Source organism: Frigoribacterium sp. MEB024 (assembly GCF_000878135.1).
Lineage (GTDB): Bacteria > Actinomycetota > Actinomycetes > Actinomycetales > Microbacteriaceae > Frigoribacterium.
In genome coordinates, this window is the sequence record NZ_JXQZ01000101.1 from 64170 (window position 1) to 88781 (window position 24612).

Consider the following 24612-nt stretch of genomic DNA (forward strand, 5'->3'; position numbering starts at 1 on the left):
CCTGCCTCACCCCGTGGCCGGCCGCGTCGGACGGAGCACCACGAGATGGGCACAGCACCAGGAGAAAGCCTGGCGTTGTGCCCATCTTCTGGCGTGGTGGGTGCAGCGGCATCACACCCCGCCACGAGATAAACACACCGCCACGTCATTGCGTGGCGGGTTGTGTACCTCGTGGCGGGATGAGGGCGCGACCCCGGCACAGCATCACGACACGGGCACAGCACCACGAGACGGGCACAGCACCAGGAGATGGGCACAGCACCAGAGGAAAACCCGGCGCTGTGCCCATCTTCTGGCGTGGTGGGTGCAGCGGCATCACACCCCGCCACGAGATAAACACGCCGCCACGTCATTGCGTGGCGGGTTGTGTACCTCGTGGCGGGATGAGGGCGCGACCCCGGCACAGCATCACGACACGGGCACAGCACCACGAGATGGGCACAGCACCAGGAGAAAGCCTGGCGTTGTGCCCATCTGCCGGCGCGCAGGGTGCACCGGCAGCACACCCCGCCACGAGGTAAACACGCCGCCACGTCATTGCGTGGCGGGTTGTGTACCTCGTGGCGGGATGAGGGTGCGACCCCGGCACAGCATCACGGCACGGGCACAGCACCACGAGACGGGCACAGCACCAGGAGAAAGCCTGGCGTTGTGTCCATCTTCTGGCGTGGTGGGTGCAGCGGCAGCACACCCCTCCACGAGATAAACACGCCGCCATGCGATTGCGTGGCGGCGTGTTTACTTCGTGGCGGGATGAGGGCGCGACCCCGGCACAGCATCACGACACGGGCACAGCACCACGAGACGGGCACAGCACCAGAGGAAAACCCGGCGCTGTGCCCATCTCCTGGCGTGGTGGACGACGCGGGGCGTCAGGGGCGCTCGGCGGCCTCGACCACGTTCTTCAGCAGCATGGCCCGGGTCATCGGGCCGACCCCTCCCGGCACGGGCGACTGGAAGCCCGCGACCGCGGCGACCGCGGGGTCGACGTCTCCGCGGAGCTTGTACTTGCCCGTCTCCTCGTTGAGCACACGGGTGATGCCGACGTCGATCACGGCGGCCCCGGGCTTCACCCAGTCCGGCTTGACCAGCCCCGCGACTCCCGCGGCGGCCACGACGATGTCGGCCCGACGTACCTCGGCGGCCACGTCGACCGTCCGGGAGTGCGTCAGCGTCGCCGTCGCCTCGAGGCGGGTCAGCAGCAGCCCGAGCGGCCGCCCGACCGTCAGCCCCTGCCCGATGATCGTGACGTGCGTCCCCGCGATCGGGATGTCGTAGGCGTGCAGCATCTCGACGATGCCGCGCGGCGTGCACGGCAGGGGCGTGTCGATCGAGCCCTTGCCACCCGGCACCGCCAGCACGAGCTCGCCGAGGTTGACCGGGTGCAGGCCGTCGGCGTCCTTGGCCGGGTCCATCAGTTCGAGCATCGCCGTGGGGTCGATGCCGGCGGGCAACGGCAGCTGGATGATGAACGCCGTGACCGCGGGGTCGGCGTTCATCGTCTCGACGGCCCGTCGGATCTCGGCCTCGGTCGCCGTGTCGGGCAGGTCGATGCGGATGGACTCGATGCCGACCTCGGCGCAGTCACGGTGCTTGCCCGCGACGTACGACAACGAGCCGGGGTTCGCCCCGACCAGGATCGTGCCGAGCCCCGGCGCGATTCCACGGGCCTTGAGGGCGTCCACCCGGAGACGCAGGTCGTCCTTGACGGCGGCGGCCAGAGCCGTCCCGTCGATCTTCACCGCGGACGAGTCGTCACCGGCGACGAAACGGGTGCGCTGGACGCCCACCGTGCCGTGTGACGGGTCCTCGACCCCGACGCCCGCCGGAGCCCCGGCCGCGACGTCAGCGCTCACGCGTAGAGCGGGAACGCGTCGGTCAGCGCCTTGACGCGGGCCGCGAGGGCCTCGACGTCGGGCGACGGCATCAGCGTGAGCGCGATGATGTCGGCGACCTCGGCGAACTCGTCGTCCGAGAAGCCGCGGGTGGCGAGCGCCGACGTGCCGATGCGCACGCCCGAGGTGACCATCGGCGGGCGAGGGTCCCACGGCACCGAGTTGCGGTTCACCGTGATGCCGACGTCGTGCAGCAGGTTCTCGGCCTGCTTGCCGTCGACCTCGCTGGCCCGCAGGTCGACGAGCACGAGGTGCACGTCGGTGCCACCGGTCAGCACGTCCACCCCGGCGGCCTTGGCGTCGTCGGCGGTCAGACGGGCGGCGAGGGCCTGGGCGCCCCGGATGGTGCGCTCTTGGCGGTCCTTGAACTCGGGCTCGGCGGCGAGCTTGAACGCCGTCGCCTTGGCCGCGATGACGTGCATCAGCGGGCCGCCCTGCTGGCCGGGGAACACGGCCGAGTTGAGCTTCTTGAACAGCGGCTCGTGGTTCGAGAGGATCACGCCCGAGCGGGGACCCGCGAGGGTCTTGTGCACCGTCGACGAGACGACGTGCGCGTGCGGCAGCGGCGACGGGTGCAGGCCCGCGGCGACGAGGCCGGCGAAGTGCGCCATGTCGACCCAGAGGTAGGCGCCCACCTCGTCGGCGATGGCGCGGAAGGCCGCGAAGTCGAGCTGGCGGGGGTAGGCCGACCAGCCGGCGATGATGACCTTGGGCTGGTGCTCGATCGCCTGGCGACGGACGACGTCCATGTCGATCAGGTAGGTCTCGGGGTCGACCTCGTAGGCCACGGCCTTGTACATCTTGCCCGAGAAGTTGAGCTTCATGCCGTGGGTCAGGTGACCGCCGTGCGACAGCTCGAGGCCGAGGATCGTGTCGCCGATGTCGGCAATCGCGGCGAGCACGGCAGCGTTCGCCTGGGCGCCCGAGTGGGGCTGCACGTTGGCGAACTCGGCGCCGAACAGCGACTTGGCACGCTCGATCGCGAGGTTCTCGGCGACGTCGACGAACTCGCAGCCGCCGTAGTAGCGGCGACCCGGGTAGCCCTCGGCGTACTTGTTCGTCAGCACGGAGCCCTGCGACTCGAGCACGGCGCGCGGCACGAAGTTCTCGGACGCGATCATCTCGAGGTAGTCGCGCTGGCGCCCGAGCTCTTGCTCGAGGACGGCGGCGATCTCGGGGTCGACGACCGAGAGCGGCTGGTTGAAGGTCGACGGCTGGCGGTCGGTCGACTCGGCGGACGTGGCACCGGTCTGGGCGGCGGTCTGGTCGGAGATGGTCACGGAGGACTCCTTGGCACACGGGACGGACGGAGGTCGGATGTCGTGGCCCAGGCGTACGGCCACGCACGTGTGTCAGTCGCTCCCCGATGGTGACCATCTGAACGCCAGTCGCGACCCGCTCAGCATAACAAGCCGACCCCTGACGGGGAACCCGCTCGGCGACCGTGTGACACCCTGGACGGGTGAGCCCCACCCTCGACGACACCCGCACGGGAACGGAGGCCGACCCGCGCCTCCTGACCTCGCCCGACACCCCCTGGGTGACGCTCGTCTGGGACGACCCGGTCAACCTGATGACCTACGTCACACACGTCTTCGAGACCTACTTCGGCTTCGGCCGCGCCGAGGCGAAACGCCTGATGATGCGCGTGCACACCGAGGGTCGTGCAGTCGTCGCCACGGGCAACCGCGAAGAGATGGAGCGGCACGTCGAGGCGATGCACGATTACGGCCTCTGGGCGACCCTCGCGAAGCAGGACGAGGCGTGACGCTCGTGCCGTTCGTCCGCCCGCGGGGCGGCGACGAGATCCGCGTGCGGCTCGACGCCGACGAGCGGGGCCTGCTCAGCGACCTGGTCGGTCAACTGGTGTCGCTGCTCGAGAACGGCGACGAGGGCGATCCGGCCCTGGCGCGCCTCCTGCCGGCGGCGTACCGCGACGATGCCGAGGCGGCGGCCGAGTTCCGCCGGTTCACGGCCGACGACCTGACCCGGCGCAAGCTCGAGAACGGCCGCGCAGTGCTGTCGGTGCTCGGCGAACCGGGTTCGACGCTCGACCGCGCCGCGCAGCAGTCGTGGCTGCGCACCCTGAACGACCTGCGCCTGACCCTCGGCGAGCGCCTCGGGGTCACGGGCGACGGCGTCCCCGCGGGCGACGACGGACAGCTGCAGGCGATGGGCCACGTCTTCGACTGGCTGGGCTACCTGCAGGAGGCGCTGCTGCGGTCCCTGCCCAAGGCCTGACCCGGCGCCACGCGCCCAGGGCCCAGCACAAGTGCCCCGCGGGGCGAAGGCCTAGCGGTTCTCCTTCGGGAACACGACCCAGAGCACGAGGTACACGAGCACCTGGGGCCCGGGGAGGACGATCGAGAGCACGAAGATCAGCCGCACCAGGAACGCGCTGATGCCGAAGCGGTTCGCGAGGGCGGCGCAGACTCCGGCGATGATCTTGCCGCGGCGGGGACGAATGAGAGAGGCCATGCCCCCGAGCATGCCAGCCCCGCCTGGAGGGCGCCAGGGCCGCCGCGCGGGCCGGCGCCCGGTACGCGAGAATGGTCGGATGAGCGCTTCACTCGTGGCCAAGGGCCTGGCCGGCGGCCACGGGCACCGCACCCTCTTCGACGATCTCGACCTGACCGTCGCCCCGGGCGAGGTCGTGGGCGTGGTGGGCGTGAACGGGGCCGGCAAGTCGACGTTGCTGCGCCTCCTGGCGGGGGTCGACGAGCCGCAGGCCGGCACGATCACCCTCAACCCCGGCGACGCCTTCGTCGGTTGGCTGCCGCAGGAGCACGAGCGCGTGCCCGGCGAGACGGTCGCCGACTACATCGGCCGCCGCACGGGCAGCACGCAGGCCACCGCCGAGATGGACGCCGCCGCGGCAGCCCTCGGCGACCCCGACCCGGCCCCGCGCCCCGACGGGCTCGAGCCGGCCGACGTCTACTCGACCGCCCTCGACCGGTGGCTCGCCAGCGGCGCCGCCGACCTCGACGACCGTCTGCCCCAGGTGCTCGCTGACCTCGGCCTCGACCGTGACGGCGACGGAGCCGTCGGCCCCGACAGCCCCATGACCGGCCTCAGCGGGGGCCAGGCCGCCCGCGTCGGCCTCGCCGCCCTGCTGCTCAGCCGCTTCGACGTCGCACTGCTCGACGAGCCCACCAACGACCTCGACCTCGACGGCCTCGAACGACTCGAGCGCTTCGTGCAGGGGCAGCGCGGGGGCGTCGTCCTCGTCAGCCACGACCGCGAGTTCCTCGCCCGGTGCGTCACGAAGGTGCTCGAGCTCGACCTCGCGCAGTCGTCGAACCGCGTCTTCGGCGGCGGCTACGACGCGTACCTCGACGAGCGCGAGACGGCCCGCCGTCACGCCCGCGAGGCCTACGACGAGTTCGCCGAGAAGAAGGCCGACCTCGTCGGCCGTGCCCGGACGCAGCGAGAGTGGTCGAGCCAGGGCGTCCGCAACGCGATGAAGAAGGCGCCCGACAACGACAAGATCCGCCGCAAGGCCTCGGCCGAGTCGAGCGAGAAGCAGGCCCAGAAGGTCCGTCAGATGGAGAGCCGCATCGCCCGCCTCGACGAGGTCGACGAGCCCCGAAAAGAGTGGCAGCTCGAGTTCACCATCGGCGCGGCCCCGCGGTCGAGCTCGGTCGTCTCGACCCTCAGCGGTGCGGTGTTCCGCCAGGGCGACCCCGCGACGGGCGAGTTCGTGCTCGGTCCGGTGTCGCTGCAGGTGGACGGCGGCGACCGCATCGGCATCACCGGCCCGAACGGCGCCGGCAAGTCGACCCTGCTGCGCGGCCTGCTCGGCCGACAGGCCCCGAGCGAAGGAGGCGCGAGTCGCGGAGCCAGCATCGCCGTCGGAGAGATCGACCAGGCCCGGGCGCTCCTGGCCGGCGACGTGCCGTTGGCCGACGCGTTCGAGGCGCTCGTGCCCGACTGGCCCCAGGCCGAGGTGCGGACGCTGCTCGCCAAGTTCGGGCTGAAGGCCGACCACGTGTCGCGCCCGGTCGACGAGCTCTCGCCCGGCGAGCGCACCCGCGCCGGTCTCGCCCTGCTGCAGGCCCGCGGCGTCAACGTGCTCGTGCTCGACGAACCCACGAACCACCTCGACCTCGCCGCCATCGAGCAGCTCGAGCAGGCCCTCGAGTCGTACGACGGCACGCTGCTGCTCGTCACGCACGACCGGCGCATGCTCGAGACGGTCCGGCTCGACCGGCACTGGAGGGTCGAGGGCGGCACCGTCACCGAGTCGTGAGAGCGCCGACGACGTCGTCGGTCGACGACTCCCGCGCCCCTCGACTACCGTCGTCGTCATGACCCGAACCACCCGACTGGTCGCGGTCGCCGCTGCACTCGCCCTGCTCACGGGCTGCTCGACGAACCCGACCGACCCCAGCGAGCCCACGGGCGGAGCCTCCGCGGACGGGACCTCGTCGGCCCTGCCGACCCGCGCCTCCTCGGAGCTCGCCGACTGGGCGACCGCCCTCGACGACCGTGACGACTACTCCGCCCGCTGGGTCGCCGTCGGCGACTCGATCTCGGAGGGCATGGGCGCCTCGACCGTGGACTCCCGCTGGATCGACCTGACCCTCGACGGCCTGCGCGAGCGCTACCCGACCGACGACGTGCCGGGCGGTGTCGGCTACCGGCCGGCCGCCTTCGCCGTCGCTCCCCCCGCGTCGACCTGGGCGCGCTGGGCCTCGACCAGCGAGGGGTCGGTGTCGGCCTCGTCCCGCACCGCCGACCTCGGCTACCGCGCGGTCACGCTCGGCGCCGGCGCGACCACCACGTACCCGTTCACGGGTACCGACCTCGACCTCTGGTGGTCGAGCGGACGCGGCACCTTCGACTACACCGTCGACGACGGCGAGGCGATCGAGGTCGACACCCGCGACTCCATGGCCACCAGCGGGATCACGTCGGTGACCGGACTCGACACGGGCGCGCACACCGTGACGATCCACGCCCACACGCCCGTCGATCTCGAGGGCCTGACCGCGTTCGACGGCGATCGCGACCGCGGCATCACGCTCTTCGACTCGTCCCGCTCGGGTGCCACGGCTCGCACCTTCACGGCCGATCTGCCCGGGTTCCTCGACTCGATCGCCGCGACCAAGCCCGACCTGGTCACGATCACGCTCGGCGCCAACGACGCGTTCAGCCGCACGCCGGACCAGTTCGAGGACGACTACCGCACCCTGATCGACGGCCTACAGAGCCTCGACGACCCGCCGTCGGTCATGCTCATGGGCGAGTTCGTGCCGGGCACGAACCTCACCGAGGGGCTGGCCGGGGACGCCGACGACTACGACGCCGTCGTGCAGCGCCTCGCGGCCGAGACCGGCAGCGCCTACGTCGACCTCGCCGACGCCCTGCCCGCCGACGGGATCACCTCACTGCTCTCGGCCGACGGGGTGCACCCGAACGACGCCGGCCAGCGCGTCATCGCCGACTACGTGCTCGAGAAGCTCAGCGTCGGCTGAGCGACCCGTCGAGTGGTCCCGAACCGTGGTTCGGCCCGCGGGCGAGGACGTTTCGGGACCACTCGACCGACGTGTCGAGTAGGACGAGGAGGCGCGGGCACGTCACGAGGACGACGCCCGCCCCGGCGGGGCTCAGTCGAAGAGGCCGTAGGCGGCGTCGAGGGTCTCGTCGGTGCTGAACGGGGCGGCGTCGCCCGCACCCGTCGCCGTGACGGCGATCAGGCCGTGCGGCGAGAGGATCGTGCTGGCCGAGGCCGTGATGCCCTGCTGCGTCACCGTCTGCGAGAACGCCTGGCCGCCGAACGCCCCGACGCGCGAGTCGTCGACGCTCTCGACACCTTGGGTGCCCTCGATCTGGGAGGTCTGGGCGCTGATGTCGTCGGCGCTGAACTCCTGGCGCTGGGCGAGGACGACGATCGCCGTCACGTCGGCCGCGTCGGTGGCCTCGGTCGTCGGGGTCGCCCACTGGCAGTTCGCCTGGTCGCCCGAGAACGTGCTGTCGTCGCGCAGCTCGAGACCGTCCACGACGCCGCCGAGCGCCGAGCCGACGTCGTCGCAGCTGGCGAGTTCGTCGAAGGTGCCCTCGCCGGACGCGGTCGACCCCGAGCCGCTCGAGCCGGCCGAGGACCCGCCGGAACCGGCGTCGTCACCGCCACCCGCGCCTCCTGAGGTGCAGCCGGCGAGCAGCAGGCCGAGGGCGAGCACGCCCGTGGTGGTGGCCGTCACGGCCGTTCTGCGCATGGTCATGGCCATCGGGGGCTCCCTCGTGATCTGCCTCGGACTCCCTACGCCCGGTGCTGTCGTCACCCTAACGAGGGGCACCTCCGAGGACCCCGACGGGGCCGTCTCGACCGCCGCCGCCATCACCGCCAGCGCCACACCACCGATGTGCCGTCGAACCACACATGTGCGTGGTTCGACGGCACATGGGTGGTTCCACTCCGACCGGTGCTCGCGAGGGGAGGCGATGGCCGGGCCCCGACGCCGACGCCACCGCGCCGCGCGTCACCAGGTCGTGCGGGTGCGCTCCTGCTCGACGACGGCCTCGCGGTCGGCCAGCCCGCGCAACCCGGCGAACTGCTGACCCATGCGCGGGTTGCCCGAGAGCACCGGCTCGACGCGGTCGAGGAACGCCCAGTAGCCGGCGGTCACCGGGCAGGCGTCCTCGCCGAGCCGCTTCTTCGGATCGAAGCGGCACGAGCCGCAGTGGTCGGTCATCCGGTTGATGTACGCGCCACCCGACGCGTACGGCTTGGTCGCGACGATGCCGCCGTCGGCGTGCTGCGACATGCCCACGACGTTGGCGGGCATCACCCAGGGGGTGCCGTCGACGTACATGTCGACGAACCACTGGTTGAGCGCCGCCGGGTCGACACCGCGCTGCAGGGCCCAGTTGCCGAGGATCATCAGACGCTGGATGTGGTGGTTCCAGCCGTGGCGCCGCAGCCCGTCGAGCGTGTCGCCGAGGCACTCGGCCTCGACGGCCTCGACGTCGAGCCCCGCGAAGACCTCGGGCAGGGGTTGCGTCGCCCCGAGCGCGTTGCTCGTCGTCGCGAAGTCCTCGCCGAGGTGCCAGTAGAGGTGCCAGACCCAGTCGCGCCAGCCGACGATCTGCCGGGTGAACCCCTCGACGCTGCGCAGGGGGGCGTCGCCGGCCTGGTACGACGCGACGGCCGCCTCGACGACCTCGCGCGGGTCGAGCAGGCCGAGGTTCATCGGGGCGCTGAGCAGCGAGTGCGCCATCGTCCAGTCGCCCGACAGGGTGGCGTCCTCGAACGGGCCGAAGTCGGGCAGCCGCACCTCGACGAAGTCCGCCAGGGCGGCCGTCGCCTCGGCCCGGGTCGCGGCGAACCGTCGGGGCGCGTCGTCGCCGACGAGCCGGACGACCCCCTCGCGCTCCCAGCGCTCGAGGTCGGCCCGCACCTCGGCGTCGATGTCGTCCTCGACGGGCCACTCCTGCGGAGGCAGGCCGAGCGTCGCGGCACCCTTCGGCGGCTTCTCGCGGTTGTCGTGGTCGTAGTTCCACTGGCCCCCGACGGGCTGCGGGCCCTCCATCAGCAGGCCGGTGCGCTGGCGCACGGCCCGGTACCAGTCCTCCATCAGGAGGCGCGGTGCCGGTCGACCGCCGGACGCGCCGGTCGGTCGACCCGCGCCTCCTCGACGGGCGTCGTCGGCGTCCGCCGTCGCCCCTCCGGACCGGCCCGAGCCGCGACCGCCCTGGCGACCGGCGGCCCACTCGGCGAAGTCGGCCTCGCTCGAGACGAAGCCACGACTCGGCAGCACCTCGGCACCGACCGACCGCACGAGGCGGCGCGCCCGGTACGAGGTGGGGTCGACGACCTGCAGGTCGTCCCGCCCCTCGAGGGCCTCGGAGTAGTGGTCGACCTGCCGGAAGTCGACGCGGTCGCCCAGTTCGGCCGCCCGGTGCCGGATGGCGGACAGGATCAGCTGCAGCTTCGCGCGATGCAGGGTGCGGCCCTGCCACGACGAACGGCTCTCGATCAGCAGCATCGGGTCGCCGTCGTCGAAGTGCGGGCCGAGCTGGTCGAGGAAGATCCACCGGGTGCGCTGCATGCCCCGACCGTAGACGCGGGCACTCAGCGGGTTGCCAGGATGTTCACCGTGACGAACGGGACGGGCACGGCGTCTCATTGACGTGCAGCCCGGGTCACGGCCCGGCAGCACGACGACCACAGCACGACCATCCGCACGATTCCCCCAGCCGAAAGAGGACCCGAGATGTCGAACACCGCCACCCCCACCCCCGCCACCACGTCGCGCGTCGACGGCGTCGCCCGCGTCGACGGTGCCTCGACCGTGTCGTCCGACGCCGCGGGCACCACGCAGATCGCCGACGGCGTCGTCGCCAAGGTCGCGGGCATCGCCGCCCGCCAGGTGCCCGGCGTCCACTCGATCGGTGGCGGCGCCTCGCGTGCCGTGGGTGCGCTGCGCAACGCCGTCGGCCAGCAGGACCACGGCCAGGGCGTCAAGGTCGAGGTCGGCGAGACCCAGGCCGCGGCCGACCTCAGCATCGTCGTCGACTACCCGTTGTCGGTGCAGAAGGTCGCGGACGACGTCCGCCAGGCCGTCGCCGACGCCATCACGCAGCTCGTCGGGCTCGAGGTCGTCGAGATCAACATCGAGGTCAGCGACATCTTCATCGCCGGCCAGGACGACGACGACAAGGGCGACAAGGCCGACGCACAGCGGGTTCAGTAGTCAGCGAGTTGACTGGTGGTCGCGGCGGTCGTCCCGACGCGATCGTCCCCCGCAGCACCGCGGGCCGCACCCCACCGAGCCGACCGGCTCGACCGCACGACCCGTGCACCATCGCCCCAGGAGGCACCCCATGGCATCACTGCTCCGACGCTTCGCCCCGCTCATCGTGGGCTTCGTCATCAAGAAGATCATGAACAAGCGCGGCGGCGGCAACGGCCAGGCCGGCGGCTACCAGCAGCCCGGTCGGCGCCGCTGACCCACCGCACGCCCCGCACCGTCTAAGACGCAGGAGGCGCGACTCACGTGAGTCGCGCCTACTGCGTCTTTCGTCGTCCCGGGTCCGGGGATCAGGCGGCGGAGCGGGCCGACCGCCGGGCGAGCAGGCGGTCGCTTGCGAGCACGGCGACCAGCACCACCGCGGCCACCACGATGTAGAGCACGGGCAGCGAGTCGAGCCCGGACCCGTCGAGCACGAGGGCGCCGATCAGGGCGCCCCCGCCGATGCCGGCGTTGAAGCCCGTCGTGTAGAACGCGCTCGCCAGGTCGCGCATCCGTTCGGGGGCGACCTGCAGCATGCGCGTCTGGAACAGCGGCGGGAGCGCCCCGAACGTCACGCCCCACAGCACGAACGCCACGAGCGACGGCACGAGCATGCCCTCGAACAGCAACATGCCCGTCACGGCGAGCCCGACCACGGCCACGCCGATGGGGATGCTCACCCGCGGCCGCGCCCCGAGGAACCAGCCGACCATGCCGAGCCCCACGGCCCCGGCGATGCCGAACGCGAAGAGCCACGCGGCCAGACCCTGCTCGGGCACCCCGGTCGAGCGCACGAGGTACGGCGTGATGTAGGTGAAGAACGAGTAGTGCCCGATCATGAAGACCGCCGTGATGACGCAGCTCAGGACGACGCCGAGCACGCTCGGCTTCGGCAGCGCGCGACGACGAACCGCAGCACCTGCAGGAGGCGCGGTGCCGTCGACCAGCGTCGGGACCGCGTCGGTCACCGGCTCCGGCGTCGACTCGTGCGCCGTGCCCCGACCCACCGGCGGCAGGAACTTGTAGACGAAGACCGCACCGAGCGCCATGAGCCCGGCGAGGATGCCGAACGCCTCACGCCAGCCGAGGGCCTGGCCGAGCGCGGTGCCGAGCGGGACGCCCAGCACGAACGCGAGGGTGCCGCCGCTCATGGCGACGGCGAGCGCGCGGCCGACCTGTGCCCGGGGCACGAGGTGACCGGCGTAGGCGCCGCCGATGGCCCAGAACATGCCGTGGGCGAGGCCGCCGAGCACGCGGCTGGCGAGCACGAGCTCGTAGGTCGGTGCGATCGCGGTGAGCCCGGCGCTGATCGCCAGCACGACGATCAGGCCGACCACGATCAGGTGGCGGGGCAGGCGACGGGTGAGGTGGGTGAGGCCGGTGCTGGTGAGCACGACCGTGAAGGCGAAGACGCTGACGAGCAGGCCGATGCTCGACTCGGTGACGCCGAGGTCGGCGCTCATCTCGGGCAGCAGGCCGGTCGGCAGCATCTCGCCCGAGATGGAGAGGAACGTGGCGACGGCGATGGCGATCAGGCCGGCCCACGGGAAGCGGGCGGACGGGGTGGACGGGGGCGCGGTGGGGCGCAGGGGTGCGAGTGTCATGGAACCTGGGGTGGTCGGCGGGCGCCGTTCTCTCGACCCGATGGTGGCCACGGGCCGGCGGATCGTGACGATCTGCCGGCGGCACGGCCCTCGCGGCAGGTGCCGTTCGTGACCGTGGGTGACTCGGGGAGGATGGTGATCCCGACTGCGCGCTGTCGTGCACGCCCGGGGCCGGGAGTACCGCCCGACCGAGGTCGAGTCTAACCGCTCGCGCCCGGCCTGGCCAGGGGCCCGGTGTGCACGAGCGCACCGCGTCTCGTGGACCGCACCGCGACTGATCGCGGTGCGGTGCACGAAACGCGGTGCGGTGGCGTCAGGAGGCGGGGGGCGGGTCGGGGTCGGGGTCGGGGTCGGGGTCGGGGTCGCGCTCGCGGTCGGGCTCGCGGTCGCGGTCGCGCTCGAGGAAGCGGGCGCTCGGTGGCTGCGTCTCGCGTGCCAGCATGAACACGACGACGATCTGCAGGAACGGGATCAGCGCCCCGAGCCAGAACCAGCCCCACCCCCAGGCCCGGGCGCCGTGCAGGCGCCGGATGGTCAACGTCATCATGGGCACGAAGGTCATCAGGCACCAGAGACCCCAGACGAGCGCGACCCAGGTCATGCCGCCCCAGGCCGGACCCGCGGGGCCGAACGGGCCGATCGAGAACTGCCCGACCTCGAGGGACGCGCCCTGGCTCAGGTCGGCGCCGGGGCCCGCACCGGCCGGGCGACCGAGGGTGACGACCGGCCAGGGCGCGAACAACGACGACCCGTAGGCGCCGATCGACCACGAGACCACGCTCGCCCCGCGGACGAGCGACCCGACGCCGACGTTGAGCACGAGGGCGAGGACGGTCTGGAAGAGCCAGATCCACCAGAACTCGGCCCGGCCGGCGCGGGCGTGCACCACGTACGCGTTGCCGACGAACCGTCGCAGCGCCTGCATCGGCGTGGCCCCGGGCAGCGGCAGCCGGTCGACCTCGAACCACGAGCCACTCGTCGTGCCTGCCGACGTGCCCCCGTTCGACCGGCCTGCTGCCGTGCCCCAGTTCATCCGCACGACGGTACGCGGACCGTGCCCGCGCCTCCATCCCCCGCGCGGGCGAGATGTCCCCTCACGCCCGCGCCAGGTCAGGAGGCGCGGGTGCGGTCGGCGCGGAGGGACCGACGGCCGCGTCCCCGGGAACGCTCACCGCGCCTCCCGCGTTGACTGTCAGCATGAGCGCCGCGACCCCCGACCCGAAGACCTGCCGATCGTGCGGACGCACCATCGAGTGGCGCAAGAAGTGGGCGTCGAACTGGGACGAGGTCGCGTACTGCAGCGACGCGTGCCGCAGACGCAAGGTGACGGCGCAGGACCGCGAGCTCGAACAGCGCATCCGCGACCTGCTGGCGGCCCGGGCGGCCACCTCGACGATCTGCCCGTCGGACGTCGCGCGCTCGCTGCACCCCGACGACGAGGATGCCTGGCGCGGCCTCATGGAACCCGTCCGCCGCGCGGCCCGACGACTGGTCGCCGCGGGCGAGGTCGACATCACGCAGGGCGGCTCGGTGGTCGACCCGTCCACGGCGAAGGGCCCGATCCGCATCCGCCGGCACCGGTCCTGAGCCCGGGCCTCGACATGACGCGCCGGGCGAGCGGGCGGGATCAGACGGGCTGCAATGCCGACCAGGGCTCGGCGGGCAGGTCGACGCCGACGGGGTCGCCGGGTCGCACCTCTCCCCCGGCGAGCACCACGCCCATGACGCCGGCCTTGCGGACGAGCTCGCCGGCCTCGTCGCGTCCGACGACCGCCTTCAGCAGGCCCGACTCGAAGCGGTCGATCTGCAGGCACGGGTTGCGGAGTCCGGTGATCTCGACCCGCGCCTCCTGACCGAGGGTGAGCACGGTGCCGACGGGCAGACCGAGCAGGTCGACCCCGTGGGTGGTGACGTTCTCGCCGAGGTCGCCGGGCCCGACGTCGTAGCCGTGGTCGGCCAGCTCGGCGAAGAGCTCGGCGTGCATCAGGTGCACCTGCCGCAGGTTCGGTTGGCTCGGGTCGCGCGCCACGCGGGAGCGGTGCTGCACCGTGCGCCCGAGGTGGGCGTCGCCCTCGACTCCGAGCCCGGCGAGCAGGGTGACCCGCTCGACCGGCGGCTTGCTGAACCGGTGGGCGTCGTCGACGTTGACCGAGAGGACGGAGGCGCGGGTCATGTCGCCCAGTCTGCCCGCGTCGGCCGCCGGGGTCGAGGCCGGGCTGGGTCGGGGCCCGGGCCGGGGTCGGGCTCGGGCAGGACGGGGCCGCACCGCCGAATGAACGTCGCACCGTCGACATGGGCGGTGCGACGTTCGGTCGGCGGTGCGACAACGGTGGCCCGGGCGGCGGTGCGACAGCGGCCTGCCGGGCGATGGGCCGGCCGGGGCACCGGTCAGCGGCGGACGTCGTGCAGGTGGTGCACGGGGTCGTGCACGAAGTAGCGGGCGAGCGAGTCGACCGTGAAGGCCGAGCCGTCGCTGCGCAGGCCGGTGCGACCGAGCCGGTCGTCGGGCACCGCCTCGAACGCGTCGGCGACGACGGCCGCGGCGGCCACGAGTTCGTCGGCCACCACCGCGGGCTGCTGGGAGGCGTAGTCGTCGTCGAGCGCGGTGGCGTCCTGGTCCCAGTTCGCGAAGGTCGGTGCGTCCTCGGCGAGCATCAGCCGGAGGCGCGTGTCGAAGACCCGGAACACGTCGCGCACGTGCGCCCCGTACTCGAGCGGTGACCACGTGGCGTCGTCCGGCCGGGTGCGGGCGTCGGGCCGGGCGAGCTCGGCGGGCCAGGCGGCGGCGTTCTCGCGGACGAGACGCGGCACGTCGCGGAACGCGACCTCGGCGGGCTCGAAGCCGCAGTCGTCGCAGGGGCGTTCGAGCACCCAGGTCCAGTTCTTCGTGTCGGGCGTGATCGGCATGGGACCGACGCTAGGACGCACGGCCCGGCGCGCGCCATCGAGATCCTGCCGACGTCGGTGCTCCCGGCGCCAACCGCGACCGCGCGATGCACCCGGTTTCGAACCGCACACCCGGTTGCTACCGGGTGCATGGTTCGAAACCGGGTTCATGGCGGGGCCGTCGCACGACCGACATCCACCTCCGGGATGACGTCGGCCCGGCGACCCCCCAGTACCGTCGACCCATGACGAACACTCAGCACGAGGGCCGGCTCGCGGGGGCGGCGGCGAGCCTGCGCCGGCGGGTCGACCGTCGTGAGGTGGCCTGGGTGATCGGCACCACCGCGGCCCTGTTCGTCGCCGGCGCGGCGCTCCTTGGCCTGACGGCCTCGCCCGGCCGGATGGTCGCGACGCTGCTCGAGCTGCCGGCCGCGCTCGCGCAGACCTCGCTCGTGCCGTTCGTGGTGTGGTCCGTCCTCGTCGTGCTCGTCGCGTGGCGGTGGTCCGACGCCCCCGCGTCACGCCGAGCCTGGCTCTACGTCGCCGCGGCGGCCGTGGCCCGGGCGGGCGTCGAGCTCAGCGTCGGGTCGGGCGTCACGTCGGGCCTGCGGGCGGGCTTCTCCCTCTACACGCTGCCCACCGTCGTCTTCGTCAGCCTGCCGTTCGTCGCGACCGTCGGCCTGGCCTCGTTCGTCGTCCTCGCCGCACGATCGGGTCGGCGCGGCCGCGACGCCTCGGAGCACGACGGAGCGCCTCCGGCCGAGCACCCGCCCGTCGACGCCCCCGCGGTCCGGACGCCCCGCCCGCCCGGCCACGCCGTGCACCGCGTCGCCGTGATCGTCGAGGCGCTCGCCCTCGCGGCCGGCGTCCTGCTCACGCTCTCGCTGGCCGGGCAGTGGTTCTCGGCCGAGGTCAGCCTCTTCGGCACCCCCGTGACCGTCAGCCAGGAGGTCGCGGACAGCTGGCTCCGGACCCTCGTCGCCTGCCTCGCGTGCCTGGTCGTGGCACTCTTCGCCGCGATCACCGCCGGGCACCGAGGCGTCGTCGTGGCGACCGTCGTCGTCGCCGGGCTGGTCGTGATCGGTGCCGTCGGCGCGCCCGTCCCCGGAGACCGGTGGGAGTCCCCCACACCGCGCCAGGAACCCCTGCCCGCGAACTACACCCCGTGCTTCAGCGGCAGCGGGAAGTGCAACTGATCCCCCGGTGCAGCCGGGTCAGGCGGGCGCGTCGACGTCGCGGCCGTCCCAGAGGTCGGAGCAGTCGACCGGCTCGGCGGCATGGGCCCGCAAGTATGGGCCCGCCCCGCGATCCCCGGTGAGGGACGCCGCGAGTGCCGACCAGTGGGAACGACCCACCACGACGGGGTGACCCGGGCGTCCGTGGAAGACGGACTGCCGCAGCGCACCCGGACCCAGGGGCAGGTCGGCGGCCGGGGGCGACAGCAACCGCGCGACCGCGGACGACGGCAGACCCGGGTAGTCGACCAGCGTGACGAGGGCGAGCCGCGCCTCCTCGGGGTCCGTCGCGGAGAGCGCCTGCAGCCCCGCGCGCAGCGACGCCGCGAGGCCGTCGGCCCAGTCGTCCGCGACGACGACCGACGCCCTCGCCCGACCGTCGACCCCGAGGAGGCGCGGGTCGGCCGAGAACGCGCCCGTCATCCCGTCCGCCGCCGGCGTCTCGACGGGCAGGAGGCGCGGGTCGGCGGCCAGCAGCGCTCGCGCCTCGGTCGCGCCCGCACCGAGCACGACGACGACGCGGTCACAGCCCCCGTCGAGCAGCGTCGCCACGGCACGGGTCAGCCAGGGTCCGCGCTCGTCGACCACGAGCGCCTTGGGACGGCCCATGCGCGTCCCGGCACCGGCCGCGAGCAGCAGGCCGACCGAGGAGGGCGGGTCGACCGGCGGCGGGTCGACCGGCGGCGGGTCGACCGGCGGCGGGCCCTCGGACGGCGGAGCGACGATCTCGGCGGGCATGGCTGCAGGCTAACCGGACTGTCCACGCGGCGAACGTGCGGCGACGCGGTGTGCCCCGGGGCCCGGGCCGTGGCACCATCGAGACCTGGCGCCACCCGACGCCACCCCCGAGGAGTCCCGTGTTCGAGATCGCCGACCGCCTGCTGGCGCGACTCGACGCCGGCGAGCGCCTCGCCGTCGCGACGGCCGTGTCGGTCGTGGGCAGCGCGCCCCGGACCGTCGGCACGTCGATGGCCGTCACCGTCGACGGCACCGTGATCGGCAGCATCTCGGGCGGCTGCGTCGAGGGCGCGGTCTACGAGATCTGCACGCAGGTGCTCGACGACGGCACGCCGCAGCTCGAGACGTTCGGGTTCAGCGACGAGACGGCGTTCGAGGTCGGGCTCAGCTGCGGCGGGCGCATCGAGGTGCTCGCCCGGCTCGTCACCCCCGACGACGCCGAGACGATCGCCGCCCTCCGCGACGCGGCCGCCGGGCGGGAGGCGTCGGCGCACGTCGTGCTCGGCCCGGTCCGCACCGGCGAGGTCGTGCCGACCGTCGACGACTGCGAGGGTCTGCGGGTCTTCAGCGAGCGCTCGGTGCCGCCGCCGCGCCTCCTCGTCTTCGGGGCGGTCGAGTTCGCCGTCGCCCTCGGCAACGCCGGGGCGGTGCTGGGCTACCGCGTGACGGTGTGCGATCCGCGTCCGGTCTTCATGACCCGCGAGCGATTCCCGTCGGCCGACGAGGTCGTCGTCGAGTGGCCGCCGAACTACCTGGCGCGCACCGAGGTCGACGAGCGCACCGTGATCGCGGTGCTGTCGCACGACGAACGGTTCGACGCCGACCTGGTCGAGGCGGCGCTGGCCTCGCCCGCGGCGTACGTCGGGGCGATGGGATCGCGGACGACCCACGACCGCCGCATGGCCGCCCTGCGGTCGCGTGACGTGAGGCCCGACGCGTTGGCCCGCCTGCACTCCCCCATCGGGCTCGACCTCGGCGCGAGCACGCCAGAGGAGACCGCCGTGTCGATCCTGGCCGAGGTGCTCGCCGTGCGGTCGGGCGCCTCGCGGGCCCCGCTGCGCGATCGCGACGGCAGCATCCACCTGATCCGCTGACGCGAGACCCCGGGTACTTGCCGAGACCCTCGTGCGCGCACGGGGGTCTCGGCGACTTCTCGGGGTCTCGGTGTCAGTACCGCGTCGGCAGCCCGGCGAGCAGCTTGTCGGGCTGGATCGGCAGGTCGCGCGCCCGGATGCCGGTCGCGTGGGCGACGGCGTTCGCCACCGCCGCGGCCGCGCCGACGTTGCCGATCTCGCCGATGCCCTTGCCGCCCATCGGGGCGAGGTGCGGGTCCTCCTCGTCGAGCCACTCGACGTCGATCGAGCCCACGTCGGCGTTGGCGGCCACGTGGTACGTCGCGAAGTCGTGGTTGCCGTAGTCGCCCTGGGTCGGGTCGAGCATGCCGTGCTCGTGCAACGCCATCGACAGGCCCATGGTCATGCCGCCGATGAACTGCGAACGGGCCGTGCGGGCGTTCATGATGCGCCCGGCCGCGAAGACGCCGACCATGCGCGGCACGACGACCTCACCCGAGTCGAGGTCCACGCGCGCCTCGACGAACTGGGCGCCGTAGGCGAAGCGCGAGTGGTCGCTCATCGCGGCGATGTCCTCCTCGATGTCGACGACGACCTCGAGACCTTCCGGAGGCACGGGCTGGCCCTGCGAGAGCAGCTCGGTCACCTGCCGACTCGCCTTGGTCACCGCCCACCCCCACGACGCCGTGCCCGACGAGCCGCCGGCCACGCCGGCTGTCGGAAGCCGGCTGTCGGCGATGTGCAGGTCGACGAGGTCGAGGGGCACCCCCAGCTCGGCCGCGGCGATCTGCGCCATCACGGTGCGGGCACCCTGGCCGATGTCGGTCGCGTTGACGCCGACCTCGAAGCGACCACCCGGCAGCGCGGTGACCCGGGCACCCGCGGGCATCACGCTCGCGGGATACGTGGCGGCGGCGACGCCCGTGCCGACCAGCCAGCGTCCGACCCGGCGCACACCCTGACGCGGGTCGCGGCCGTCCCACCCGAACAGCTCGGACCCCCGTCGCAGACACTCGACCAGGTGCCGGCTGCTGAAGGGCTGCCCGGTGTGCGGGTCGACCTCGGGCTCGTTGCGGACGCGCAGCTCGACCGGGTCGAGGTCGAGCTTCAGCGCCAGCTCGTCCATGGCGGACTCGACGGCGTAGATGCCGGGCGCCTCGCCGGGCGCACGCATCCAGCGCGGCGTCGGGACGTCGAGTCGGGCGAGCCGGTGCGTCATCAGACGGCTGGGCGCGGCCCACAGGTGGCGGGTCGGCTCGGCGGTCTGTTCGGTGAACTCCTGCAGCGTCGACGAGTGCGAGTACGTCTGGTGCGACAGCGCCGAGAGGTGCCCCTCGGAGTCGGCGGCGAGGCGGATGCGCGAGATCGTCGGCGTGCGATAGCCCGCGATCGCGAACATCATCTGTCGCGTGTAGGCGACCTTCACGGGACGGCCGGTGAGCATGGTGCCGATCGAGGCGAGGACGACGACCGGGCGGGCCGAGCCCTTCGAGCCGAAGCCGCCGCCGACGTGCTGGGCACGGACGCGCACGGCGGACGGGTCGAGCGAGAACAGCGTGGCGAGCGACGTCGCGACGCCGCTCGTGCCCTGGTTCGAGTCGAGCACGTCGAGCTCGCCGTCGACCCAGGTGGCGACCGTCGCGTGAGGCTCCATCGGGCTGTTGAACAGGGCCGCCGTCTCGTAGGTCTCGTCGATCACGACGGACGAATCGGCCATCGCCGCGTCGACGTCACCCTGCGAGGTGTCGGTCTCGAAGCCCGCGTTGACGGTCTCGGGGGCGTAGAGCGACGGGTGGTCGGTGCTCAGCACGACGTCGATGCCGCCCTCGTCGTAGTCGAAGGCGAGCGCCGACGCGGCCTCGCGGGCCGTGTCGAAGGTGTCGGCCACCACGAGCGCCACCGGCTGGCCACGGTAGGCGACCTCGGCCGACTGCAGGACGAGCAGCTCGCCGTCCTCGGCGTCCTCGAGGTGCGGAGCCTGTTCGTACGTGATGACGTCGTGCACGCCGGGCATCGCGAGCACCGCGTCGCGGTTCGAGCCGGTGATCGTGCCGGTCGTCACCGCCGACTGCACGATCCAGCCGTACAGCACACCGTCGGGCGTGTGCTCGTAGGCGTACCGGGCGGCACCGGTGACCTTGTCGAGGCCCTCGAGCCGTGCGACGGGGGCGCCGAGACCGGTGGGGACGCTCGTGTCGACCGGGGTGACGACGTCGACGGCGGTCACGACGCGCTCCCCTCGGGGCCGGTGGCGGCGCCGGGATCGACGTCGGCGGCGACGCGGCGGGGCGACCCGTCGGCACCGGTCGGACGGAACGGCGACGGGTCGGCGTCCTCGGCCGGGTCGGCCGGGTCGTCACCCTCGTGGTCGAGGCCGGCGAGCTCGCTCAGCACGCCCACGACGAGCCGGGTCAGCAGCGGCACCTTGAAGGCGTTCTGCTCGGTGGTCGTCGCGGCGGCCAGCTCGAGCTGCGCGGCGGCCGCGAACGAGGCGGGCGTCGCCGGGGAGCCGACCAGCGCCTCCTCGGCCTTGCGCGCACGCCACGGCACGGGCGACGCGGCGCCCAGGGCGATGCGCACGTCGGTCACGAGACCGGCCTCGTCGACCGAGAGGGCGGCGGCGACCGAGCCGAGCGCGAAGGCGTACGACCGGCGGTCACGCGCCTTGCGGTACGTGGAGTTCGTGGCGACCGGCAGGGACGGCAGCTCGACCGCGGTGATCAGCGCTCCGCTCGGCAGGTTCGTGTCGCGGGTGGGGTCGTCGCCCGGCTCGCGGAAGAACTCGTCGATCGGCAGGCGCTGCTCGCCGTCGACGGTCTCGAAGACGACGATCGCGTCGAGGGCCGCCAGGGCGACGGCCATGTCGCCCGGGTGCGTGGCGATGCAGAGGTCGTTGACGCCGAGGATGCCGAGTTCGCGCGACAGTCCGGCGACGGCGCCGCAGCCCGTCCCGGGTTCGCGCTTGTTGCACGGCTTCGTGGTGTCCATGAAGTAGGTGCACCGGGTGCGCTGCAGCAGGTTGCCGCCGGTCGTCGCCTGGTTGCGCAGCTGACCCGAGGCCGCGCTGACGAGGGCACGGGTCAGGGCCGGGTAGCGGGTGCGGACGAGAGGGTGCGCGGCGAGGTCGCTGTTGCGGACCCCGGCCCCGATGCGCAGGCCGCCGTCGGGCAGCTCGTCGACCCCGCCGAAGTCGACGCGGCTGACGTCGACGAGCAGGTCGGGCCGCTCGACGCCGAGCTTCATGAGGTCGACGAGGTTCGTGCCGCCGCCCAGGGGCTTGGCGTTCGGGGTGCGGTCGAGGGTGGCGACGGCGGAGGCGACGTCGGTCGCGCGCTCGTACTCGAAGGTCTTCATCGGGTGGCTCCCTCGGTCGCGTCGGCGTCGTGCGCGCAGGCCGCGTCGTGCACGGCCGGGACGATGTTCACGTAGGCCCCGCACCGACACAGGTTGCCGCTGAGACGTTCGCGGACCTCCTCGTCGTCGAGGTCGATCTCGCCGTTGGTGATGTCGGTGGTGACGTGGCTCGGCATGCCGGCCCGCGCCTCCTCGAGCATCCCGACCGTCGAACAGATCTGGCCCGGCGTGCAGTAGCCGCACTGGTAGGCGTCCCGGTCGAGGAACGCCTGCTGCACCGGGTGCAGGACGTCGCCGTCGGCGAGCCCCTCGACGGTGGTGACGTCACTGCCCTCGGCGCTGACGGCGAGGACCAGGCAGCTGTTGGTTCGTCGCCCGTCGACCAGGACCGTGCAGGCGCCGCACTGGCCGTGGTCGCAGCCCTTCTTCGAGCCGGTCAGGTCGAGGCGCTCCCGCAGGGCGTCGAGCAGCGACGTCCGGTTGTCGACCTCGAGCCGGTGCGGGCTGCCGTTGACGTCGAGGGTGATCGTCGTCGTCGGGACGCCGGGCGGGTTCGCGCCCGCACTCGGTGGACTGGTTTCTGCGCTGACCTGGGACACCATGCGTGAACGGTATGCCCGGGGGCAGGCGGGTGCCCACGTGCTGTCCCGTTTGCGAAGCGCGGGGCGGCCCTGACGAGGAGGCGCGGGTCGGCCGCCGCGGACGGCCCGCCGACCGGCATCCGCGTCAGCCGGCCCCGCCCGGGCGGACCTTGGCGGTGTCGGCGACGTCGATGCGGGTGACGCCGTCGCCGCGGTCCTCGGTCGTGATGCGCGGAGCGGCGTCCGACTCGTCCGACTTCGGGGCACGGGTGAGCTGGTCGTGCCGCTTCTCGTCGTCGGTCATGCCGGTCGGGTCGTGGTCGACCTCGTGCCCCGGGCTCGTGTCGCGGCCGGCGTCGCCGGGACCGGGGGTCTGCGTGTCGTCGCTCATGCGCTCGACCGTACCCGCGCCTCCTCGGGTCCCGGCGCACGAGACCCCAGGAACCTGCCGAGACCCTCGCGCGCGGCGTGGGGTCTGAGCGGGTTCCTGGGGTCTCGGGGGCGCCCTACCGGGTGAGGACGGCGAAGCCGCCGGGCTTGACCAGCACGAGGCTGCGGCCCTGCACGTCGCGCTGCTGCACGAGGCGGCCCTGCGCGTCGTACGACGACACCGACGACCGGGTGCCGCGCACGCCGACCGACGCCGGCAGCGGCAGCCGCGAGGTCGACGACAGCAGCTCGGTCGTCGTCGGGCGACCGTCGGCCGCCGTCCCGGCGAGCACGAGCCGCTGCACGAGCGGCCGCACGATGAGGCCGTCCACCACGGTCGCGTTCCGGCCGGCGGTCACGGTGATCGCCGTCGCTCCGGCACCGATCGGCACCGGCAGCGTCTGGGGCAGCAACGCCCCGGAGGCGGCGGTCACGCCCTGCGCTCCGGCCTGCGTCGTCAGCGTCCCGAGCGGCACGCGTCCCGCCTTCCAGACCGACGTCGACCGCACTCCCTCGGCGGCGAGCAGCACCGGCTCGACGTGCCGCAACCCGGAGCCCGCGGGCACCGTGATCGTCGCGCTCTGCCCGGGCTCGAGCCGCAGCGCCGAGCCTCCGCCGTACTGCGACTCGCCCGTCCACGCCGAGTCGGGCGTGACGACCGTGCCCGTCGTGGGCGACGCCGTCTCGGCCTCGACCACCGTCAGGCCGTCACGCGACGTGACGCTCGTCAGCCCCTGTGCCTCGGCCGAGACGTCGGGAGCGCCGTCGAGGGCGATCATCGACAGCAGGCCGTGGATCGTGCTCTCGGCACCGCTGTTGCGGTTCACCGTGCCGTCGGCCTGCACGCCGTCGAAGGTCACGCCGGTGGCCGGGTCGTAGACGGGGGTGCTCGAGCGGTTCGTGCCGAAGTACCAGCTCGCGGCGACGGCCGCGATCCGCTTCAAGCCCGGCGCACCCGCACCGGCGCCGGCCACGGCGAGCGCCGACTGCAGCCGCGAGTCGGCTCCGTAGGCGATCTGCGTCTGGTCGACGGGCGTCGGGTACCAGGCGTTGTCGGGCCCGCTCGCGGTGAGCAGCGTCGTCGTGAACGAGGTCTGGTCGAGCACGGCCGGCTTCAGCAGGTCGGGTCGGGCGAGCGTGGTCGATGCCCGGGCCAGGGCGACGGGCATCTGCGACGACCAGGCGTGCCACATCGCCCGGGACTTCGCCCAGGGCAGCACGGCTCCGTACGGCCAGGCCTGCCCGTCGCCGGACGACATCGCGGCGACGCCCTCGGCGAGCTGCGTCAGCGCCGTGCGCGAGGCCGCGTCACCCGGCACGACGGCCGAGTAGGCGCTCAGCCCGAGCACGGCCTCGGCCGAGGCGTCGGCGCCGGAGCCGATCAGCCACGCGGGCACCTTCGCCCCGTCGGCCACGTCGTACTGCCCGTAGCGGGCGAGCGTCTCGCGGTTCAGCGCCGTCACGCCGAGCTGCAGCCGCTGCTGGAGGAACGCGGCGAACTCGGGGTCGTCGTCCGCGAACGCGGCGTACCCCTCGCCGAACGCCCAGATGCTGCGGGCGAGCCAGTAGCTGTTGCCGCTGTCGGACGGGTCGGGCAGCTCGACCGGCACCGGGCTCCGGTTGAAGGTGCCGTCGGGCTGCATCCAGAGGACGACGTTGCCGGCGTCGTCACCGGTGGTCGTCTGGAAGTACGCGGTCGCGCGCAGCAACTCGTAGGCCTTGTCCCGGCTCGACTCCGAGCCGGTCTGCTGCCAGTCGCGCAGGTAGACGACGGCCGTCCGCGAGACGTCGTCGCTGTTGTAGGCGCCCTGCCCCCAGTACCCGGTCGCGGGGTCGAGCGGTCCACCGCCCACCCGGGCGAAGGTGCCGCCGTCGCGGGCGTCGGCGTAGGTCCACGGCAGGGTGAGCGTCGGCTCCGTGCTCTGACGGTAGGTCGAGTGGCCGGCCTCGGGCGCGGGCGTCGTCCGGTCGAGCAGGAAGTCCAGGTGCGCCAGGTTCGTCAGCGGCGCCACGGCCGGTGCGGCCGCCGGCGCGGTCGGAGCGGCCGACCCGGGCGGCGCGGACGCCGGAGCAGGAGGCGCG

24 protein-coding genes and 1 riboswitch are annotated in these 24612 nt (G+C 73.2%); of the genes, 9 read left to right on the forward strand and 15 right to left on the reverse strand.

Annotation, left to right across the window (positions count from 1 at the left end):
- Positions 1 to 872: 872 nt before the first annotated feature.
- Together SZ60_RS14960 and glyA are read right to left on the reverse strand one after the other, a co-directional pair.
- On the reverse strand, positions 873 to 1790 hold the full coding sequence (locus SZ60_RS14960) for a bifunctional methylenetetrahydrofolate dehydrogenase/methenyltetrahydrofolate cyclohydrolase (RefSeq protein ID WP_043597337.1): 918 nt from the start codon (positions 1788 to 1790) through the stop codon (positions 873 to 875).
- A 62-nt stretch (positions 1791 to 1852) separates the two neighbouring features.
- Positions 1853 to 3169: a serine hydroxymethyltransferase gene (glyA, locus tag SZ60_RS14965; RefSeq protein ID WP_082060207.1), complete on the reverse strand. Its 1317-nt coding sequence runs from the start codon at positions 3167 to 3169 to the stop codon at positions 1853 to 1855.
- A 44-nt stretch (positions 3170 to 3213) separates the two neighbouring features.
- Positions 3214 to 3297, reverse strand: a riboswitch (ZMP/ZTP riboswitch).
- A 60-nt stretch (positions 3298 to 3357) separates the two neighbouring features.
- Between glyA and clpS the strand changes: the two genes are divergently transcribed.
- Together clpS and SZ60_RS14975 are read left to right on the forward strand one after the other, a co-directional pair.
- The gene (gene clpS, locus SZ60_RS14970; RefSeq protein ID WP_082060201.1) at positions 3358 to 3663 is read left to right on the forward strand and encodes an ATP-dependent Clp protease adapter ClpS; all 306 of its coding nucleotides are present in this window, start codon (positions 3358 to 3360) and stop codon (positions 3661 to 3663) included.
- Positions 3660 to 4136 carry a DUF2017 domain-containing protein gene (locus SZ60_RS14975; protein ID WP_052505447.1) on the forward strand — a complete coding sequence of 159 codons (477 nt, stop codon included), beginning with the start codon at positions 3660 to 3662 and terminating at the stop codon, positions 4134 to 4136. The genes clpS and SZ60_RS14975 overlap by 4 nt, the downstream gene beginning before the upstream one ends.
- Before the next feature lie 51 nt (positions 4137 to 4187).
- On the opposite strand, the gene SZ60_RS14980 is transcribed toward SZ60_RS14975, so the two are convergent.
- Positions 4188 to 4373, reverse strand: a complete 186-nt coding sequence (locus SZ60_RS14980) for a PspC domain-containing protein (RefSeq protein ID WP_043597345.1) — start codon at positions 4371 to 4373, stop codon at positions 4188 to 4190.
- A gap of 79 nt (positions 4374 to 4452) precedes the next feature.
- Between SZ60_RS14980 and SZ60_RS14985 the strand changes: the two genes are divergently transcribed.
- Positions 4453 to 6144, forward strand: coding sequence for an ABC-F family ATP-binding cassette domain-containing protein (locus tag SZ60_RS14985; RefSeq protein ID WP_043597271.1), 1692 nt, complete (start codon positions 4453 to 4455; stop codon positions 6142 to 6144).
- 58 nt (positions 6145 to 6202) lie between these two features.
- Complete coding sequence (locus SZ60_RS14990; protein ID WP_043597274.1) at positions 6203 to 7372, forward strand: SGNH/GDSL hydrolase family protein; 1170 nt, start codon at positions 6203 to 6205, stop codon at positions 7370 to 7372.
- A 132-nt stretch (positions 7373 to 7504) separates the two neighbouring features.
- Here the strand turns inward: SZ60_RS14990 and SZ60_RS14995 are convergent, their stop codons facing one another.
- Together SZ60_RS14995 and SZ60_RS15000 are read right to left on the reverse strand one after the other, a co-directional pair.
- On the reverse strand, positions 7505 to 8119 hold the full coding sequence (locus SZ60_RS14995; protein WP_156155630.1) for a hypothetical protein: 615 nt from the start codon (positions 8117 to 8119) through the stop codon (positions 7505 to 7507).
- 258 nt (positions 8120 to 8377) lie between these two features.
- Positions 8378 to 9946, reverse strand: a complete 1569-nt coding sequence (locus SZ60_RS15000; protein ID WP_043597277.1) for a cryptochrome/photolyase family protein — start codon at positions 9944 to 9946, stop codon at positions 8378 to 8380.
- Positions 9947 to 10111: 165 nt separating this feature from the next.
- Here SZ60_RS15000 and SZ60_RS15005 point away from each other — a divergent pair, with 165 nt between their 5' ends.
- Complete coding sequence (locus SZ60_RS15005) at positions 10112 to 10591, forward strand: Asp23/Gls24 family envelope stress response protein (protein WP_052505448.1); 480 nt, start codon at positions 10112 to 10114, stop codon at positions 10589 to 10591.
- Between the two features lie 130 nt (positions 10592 to 10721).
- The gene (locus SZ60_RS17815; protein ID WP_255349713.1) at positions 10722 to 10847 is read left to right on the forward strand and encodes a hypothetical protein; all 126 of its coding nucleotides are present in this window, start codon (positions 10722 to 10724) and stop codon (positions 10845 to 10847) included.
- A gap of 91 nt (positions 10848 to 10938) precedes the next feature.
- Here SZ60_RS17815 and SZ60_RS15010 read toward each other — a convergent pair whose 3' ends face one another.
- A complete protein-coding gene (locus SZ60_RS15010; RefSeq protein ID WP_043597279.1) occupies positions 10939 to 12234 on the reverse strand; it encodes an MFS transporter in 1296 nt (431 codons plus the stop codon).
- A 313-nt stretch (positions 12235 to 12547) separates the two neighbouring features.
- A complete protein-coding gene (locus SZ60_RS15015; protein WP_043597281.1) occupies positions 12548 to 13267 on the reverse strand; it encodes a DUF805 domain-containing protein in 720 nt (239 codons plus the stop codon).
- Between the two features lie 164 nt (positions 13268 to 13431).
- On the opposite strand from SZ60_RS15015, the gene SZ60_RS15020 reads away from it, so the two are divergent.
- Positions 13432 to 13821 (forward strand): DUF2256 and DUF3253 domain-containing protein, encoded by a 390-nt coding sequence (locus SZ60_RS15020; protein WP_043597283.1) that lies wholly within the window; start codon positions 13432 to 13434, stop codon positions 13819 to 13821.
- Positions 13822 to 13861: 40 nt separating this feature from the next.
- Here SZ60_RS15020 and SZ60_RS15025 read toward each other — a convergent pair whose 3' ends face one another.
- Together SZ60_RS15025 and SZ60_RS15030 are read right to left on the reverse strand one after the other, a co-directional pair.
- A complete protein-coding gene (locus tag SZ60_RS15025; RefSeq protein WP_043597286.1) occupies positions 13862 to 14407 on the reverse strand; it encodes an MOSC domain-containing protein in 546 nt (181 codons plus the stop codon).
- Between the two features lie 215 nt (positions 14408 to 14622).
- Complete coding sequence (locus SZ60_RS15030; protein ID WP_043597289.1) at positions 14623 to 15141, reverse strand: DinB family protein; 519 nt, start codon at positions 15139 to 15141, stop codon at positions 14623 to 14625.
- A gap of 224 nt (positions 15142 to 15365) precedes the next feature.
- Between SZ60_RS15030 and SZ60_RS15035 the strand changes: the two genes are divergently transcribed.
- Complete coding sequence (locus SZ60_RS15035; RefSeq protein ID WP_043597290.1) at positions 15366 to 16316, forward strand: hypothetical protein; 951 nt, start codon at positions 15366 to 15368, stop codon at positions 16314 to 16316.
- Positions 16317 to 16334: 18 nt separating this feature from the next.
- Here SZ60_RS15035 and SZ60_RS15040 read toward each other — a convergent pair whose 3' ends face one another.
- On the reverse strand, positions 16335 to 17093 hold the full coding sequence (locus SZ60_RS15040; RefSeq protein WP_082060202.1) for an NTP transferase domain-containing protein: 759 nt from the start codon (positions 17091 to 17093) through the stop codon (positions 16335 to 16337).
- Between the two features lie 119 nt (positions 17094 to 17212).
- On the opposite strand from SZ60_RS15040, the gene SZ60_RS15045 reads away from it, so the two are divergent.
- Positions 17213 to 18187, forward strand: coding sequence for an XdhC family protein (locus tag SZ60_RS15045; protein ID WP_043597292.1), 975 nt, complete (start codon positions 17213 to 17215; stop codon positions 18185 to 18187).
- 73 nt (positions 18188 to 18260) lie between these two features.
- On the opposite strand, the gene SZ60_RS15050 is transcribed toward SZ60_RS15045, so the two are convergent.
- From SZ60_RS15050 to SZ60_RS17565, 5 genes are all read right to left on the reverse strand, one after another.
- Entirely contained in the window at positions 18261 to 20393 is a 2133-nt protein-coding gene (locus SZ60_RS15050; protein WP_043597294.1) for a xanthine dehydrogenase family protein molybdopterin-binding subunit, read from the reverse strand.
- The gene (locus tag SZ60_RS15055; protein ID WP_082060203.1) at positions 20390 to 21520 is read right to left on the reverse strand and encodes a xanthine dehydrogenase family protein subunit M; all 1131 of its coding nucleotides are present in this window, start codon (positions 21518 to 21520) and stop codon (positions 20390 to 20392) included. The genes SZ60_RS15050 and SZ60_RS15055 overlap by 4 nt, the downstream gene beginning before the upstream one ends.
- Positions 21517 to 22122, reverse strand: coding sequence for a 2Fe-2S iron-sulfur cluster-binding protein (locus SZ60_RS15060; RefSeq protein ID WP_043597297.1), 606 nt, complete (start codon positions 22120 to 22122; stop codon positions 21517 to 21519). Before SZ60_RS15060 ends, SZ60_RS15055 begins: the two co-directional genes overlap by 4 nt.
- Before the next feature lie 124 nt (positions 22123 to 22246).
- The gene (locus SZ60_RS15065) at positions 22247 to 22492 is read right to left on the reverse strand and encodes a hypothetical protein (RefSeq protein WP_043597300.1); all 246 of its coding nucleotides are present in this window, start codon (positions 22490 to 22492) and stop codon (positions 22247 to 22249) included.
- A 115-nt stretch (positions 22493 to 22607) separates the two neighbouring features.
- The coding region (locus tag SZ60_RS17565) for a hypothetical protein (RefSeq protein ID WP_043597352.1) at positions 22608 to 24612 on the reverse strand (2005 nt) is incomplete at its 5' end.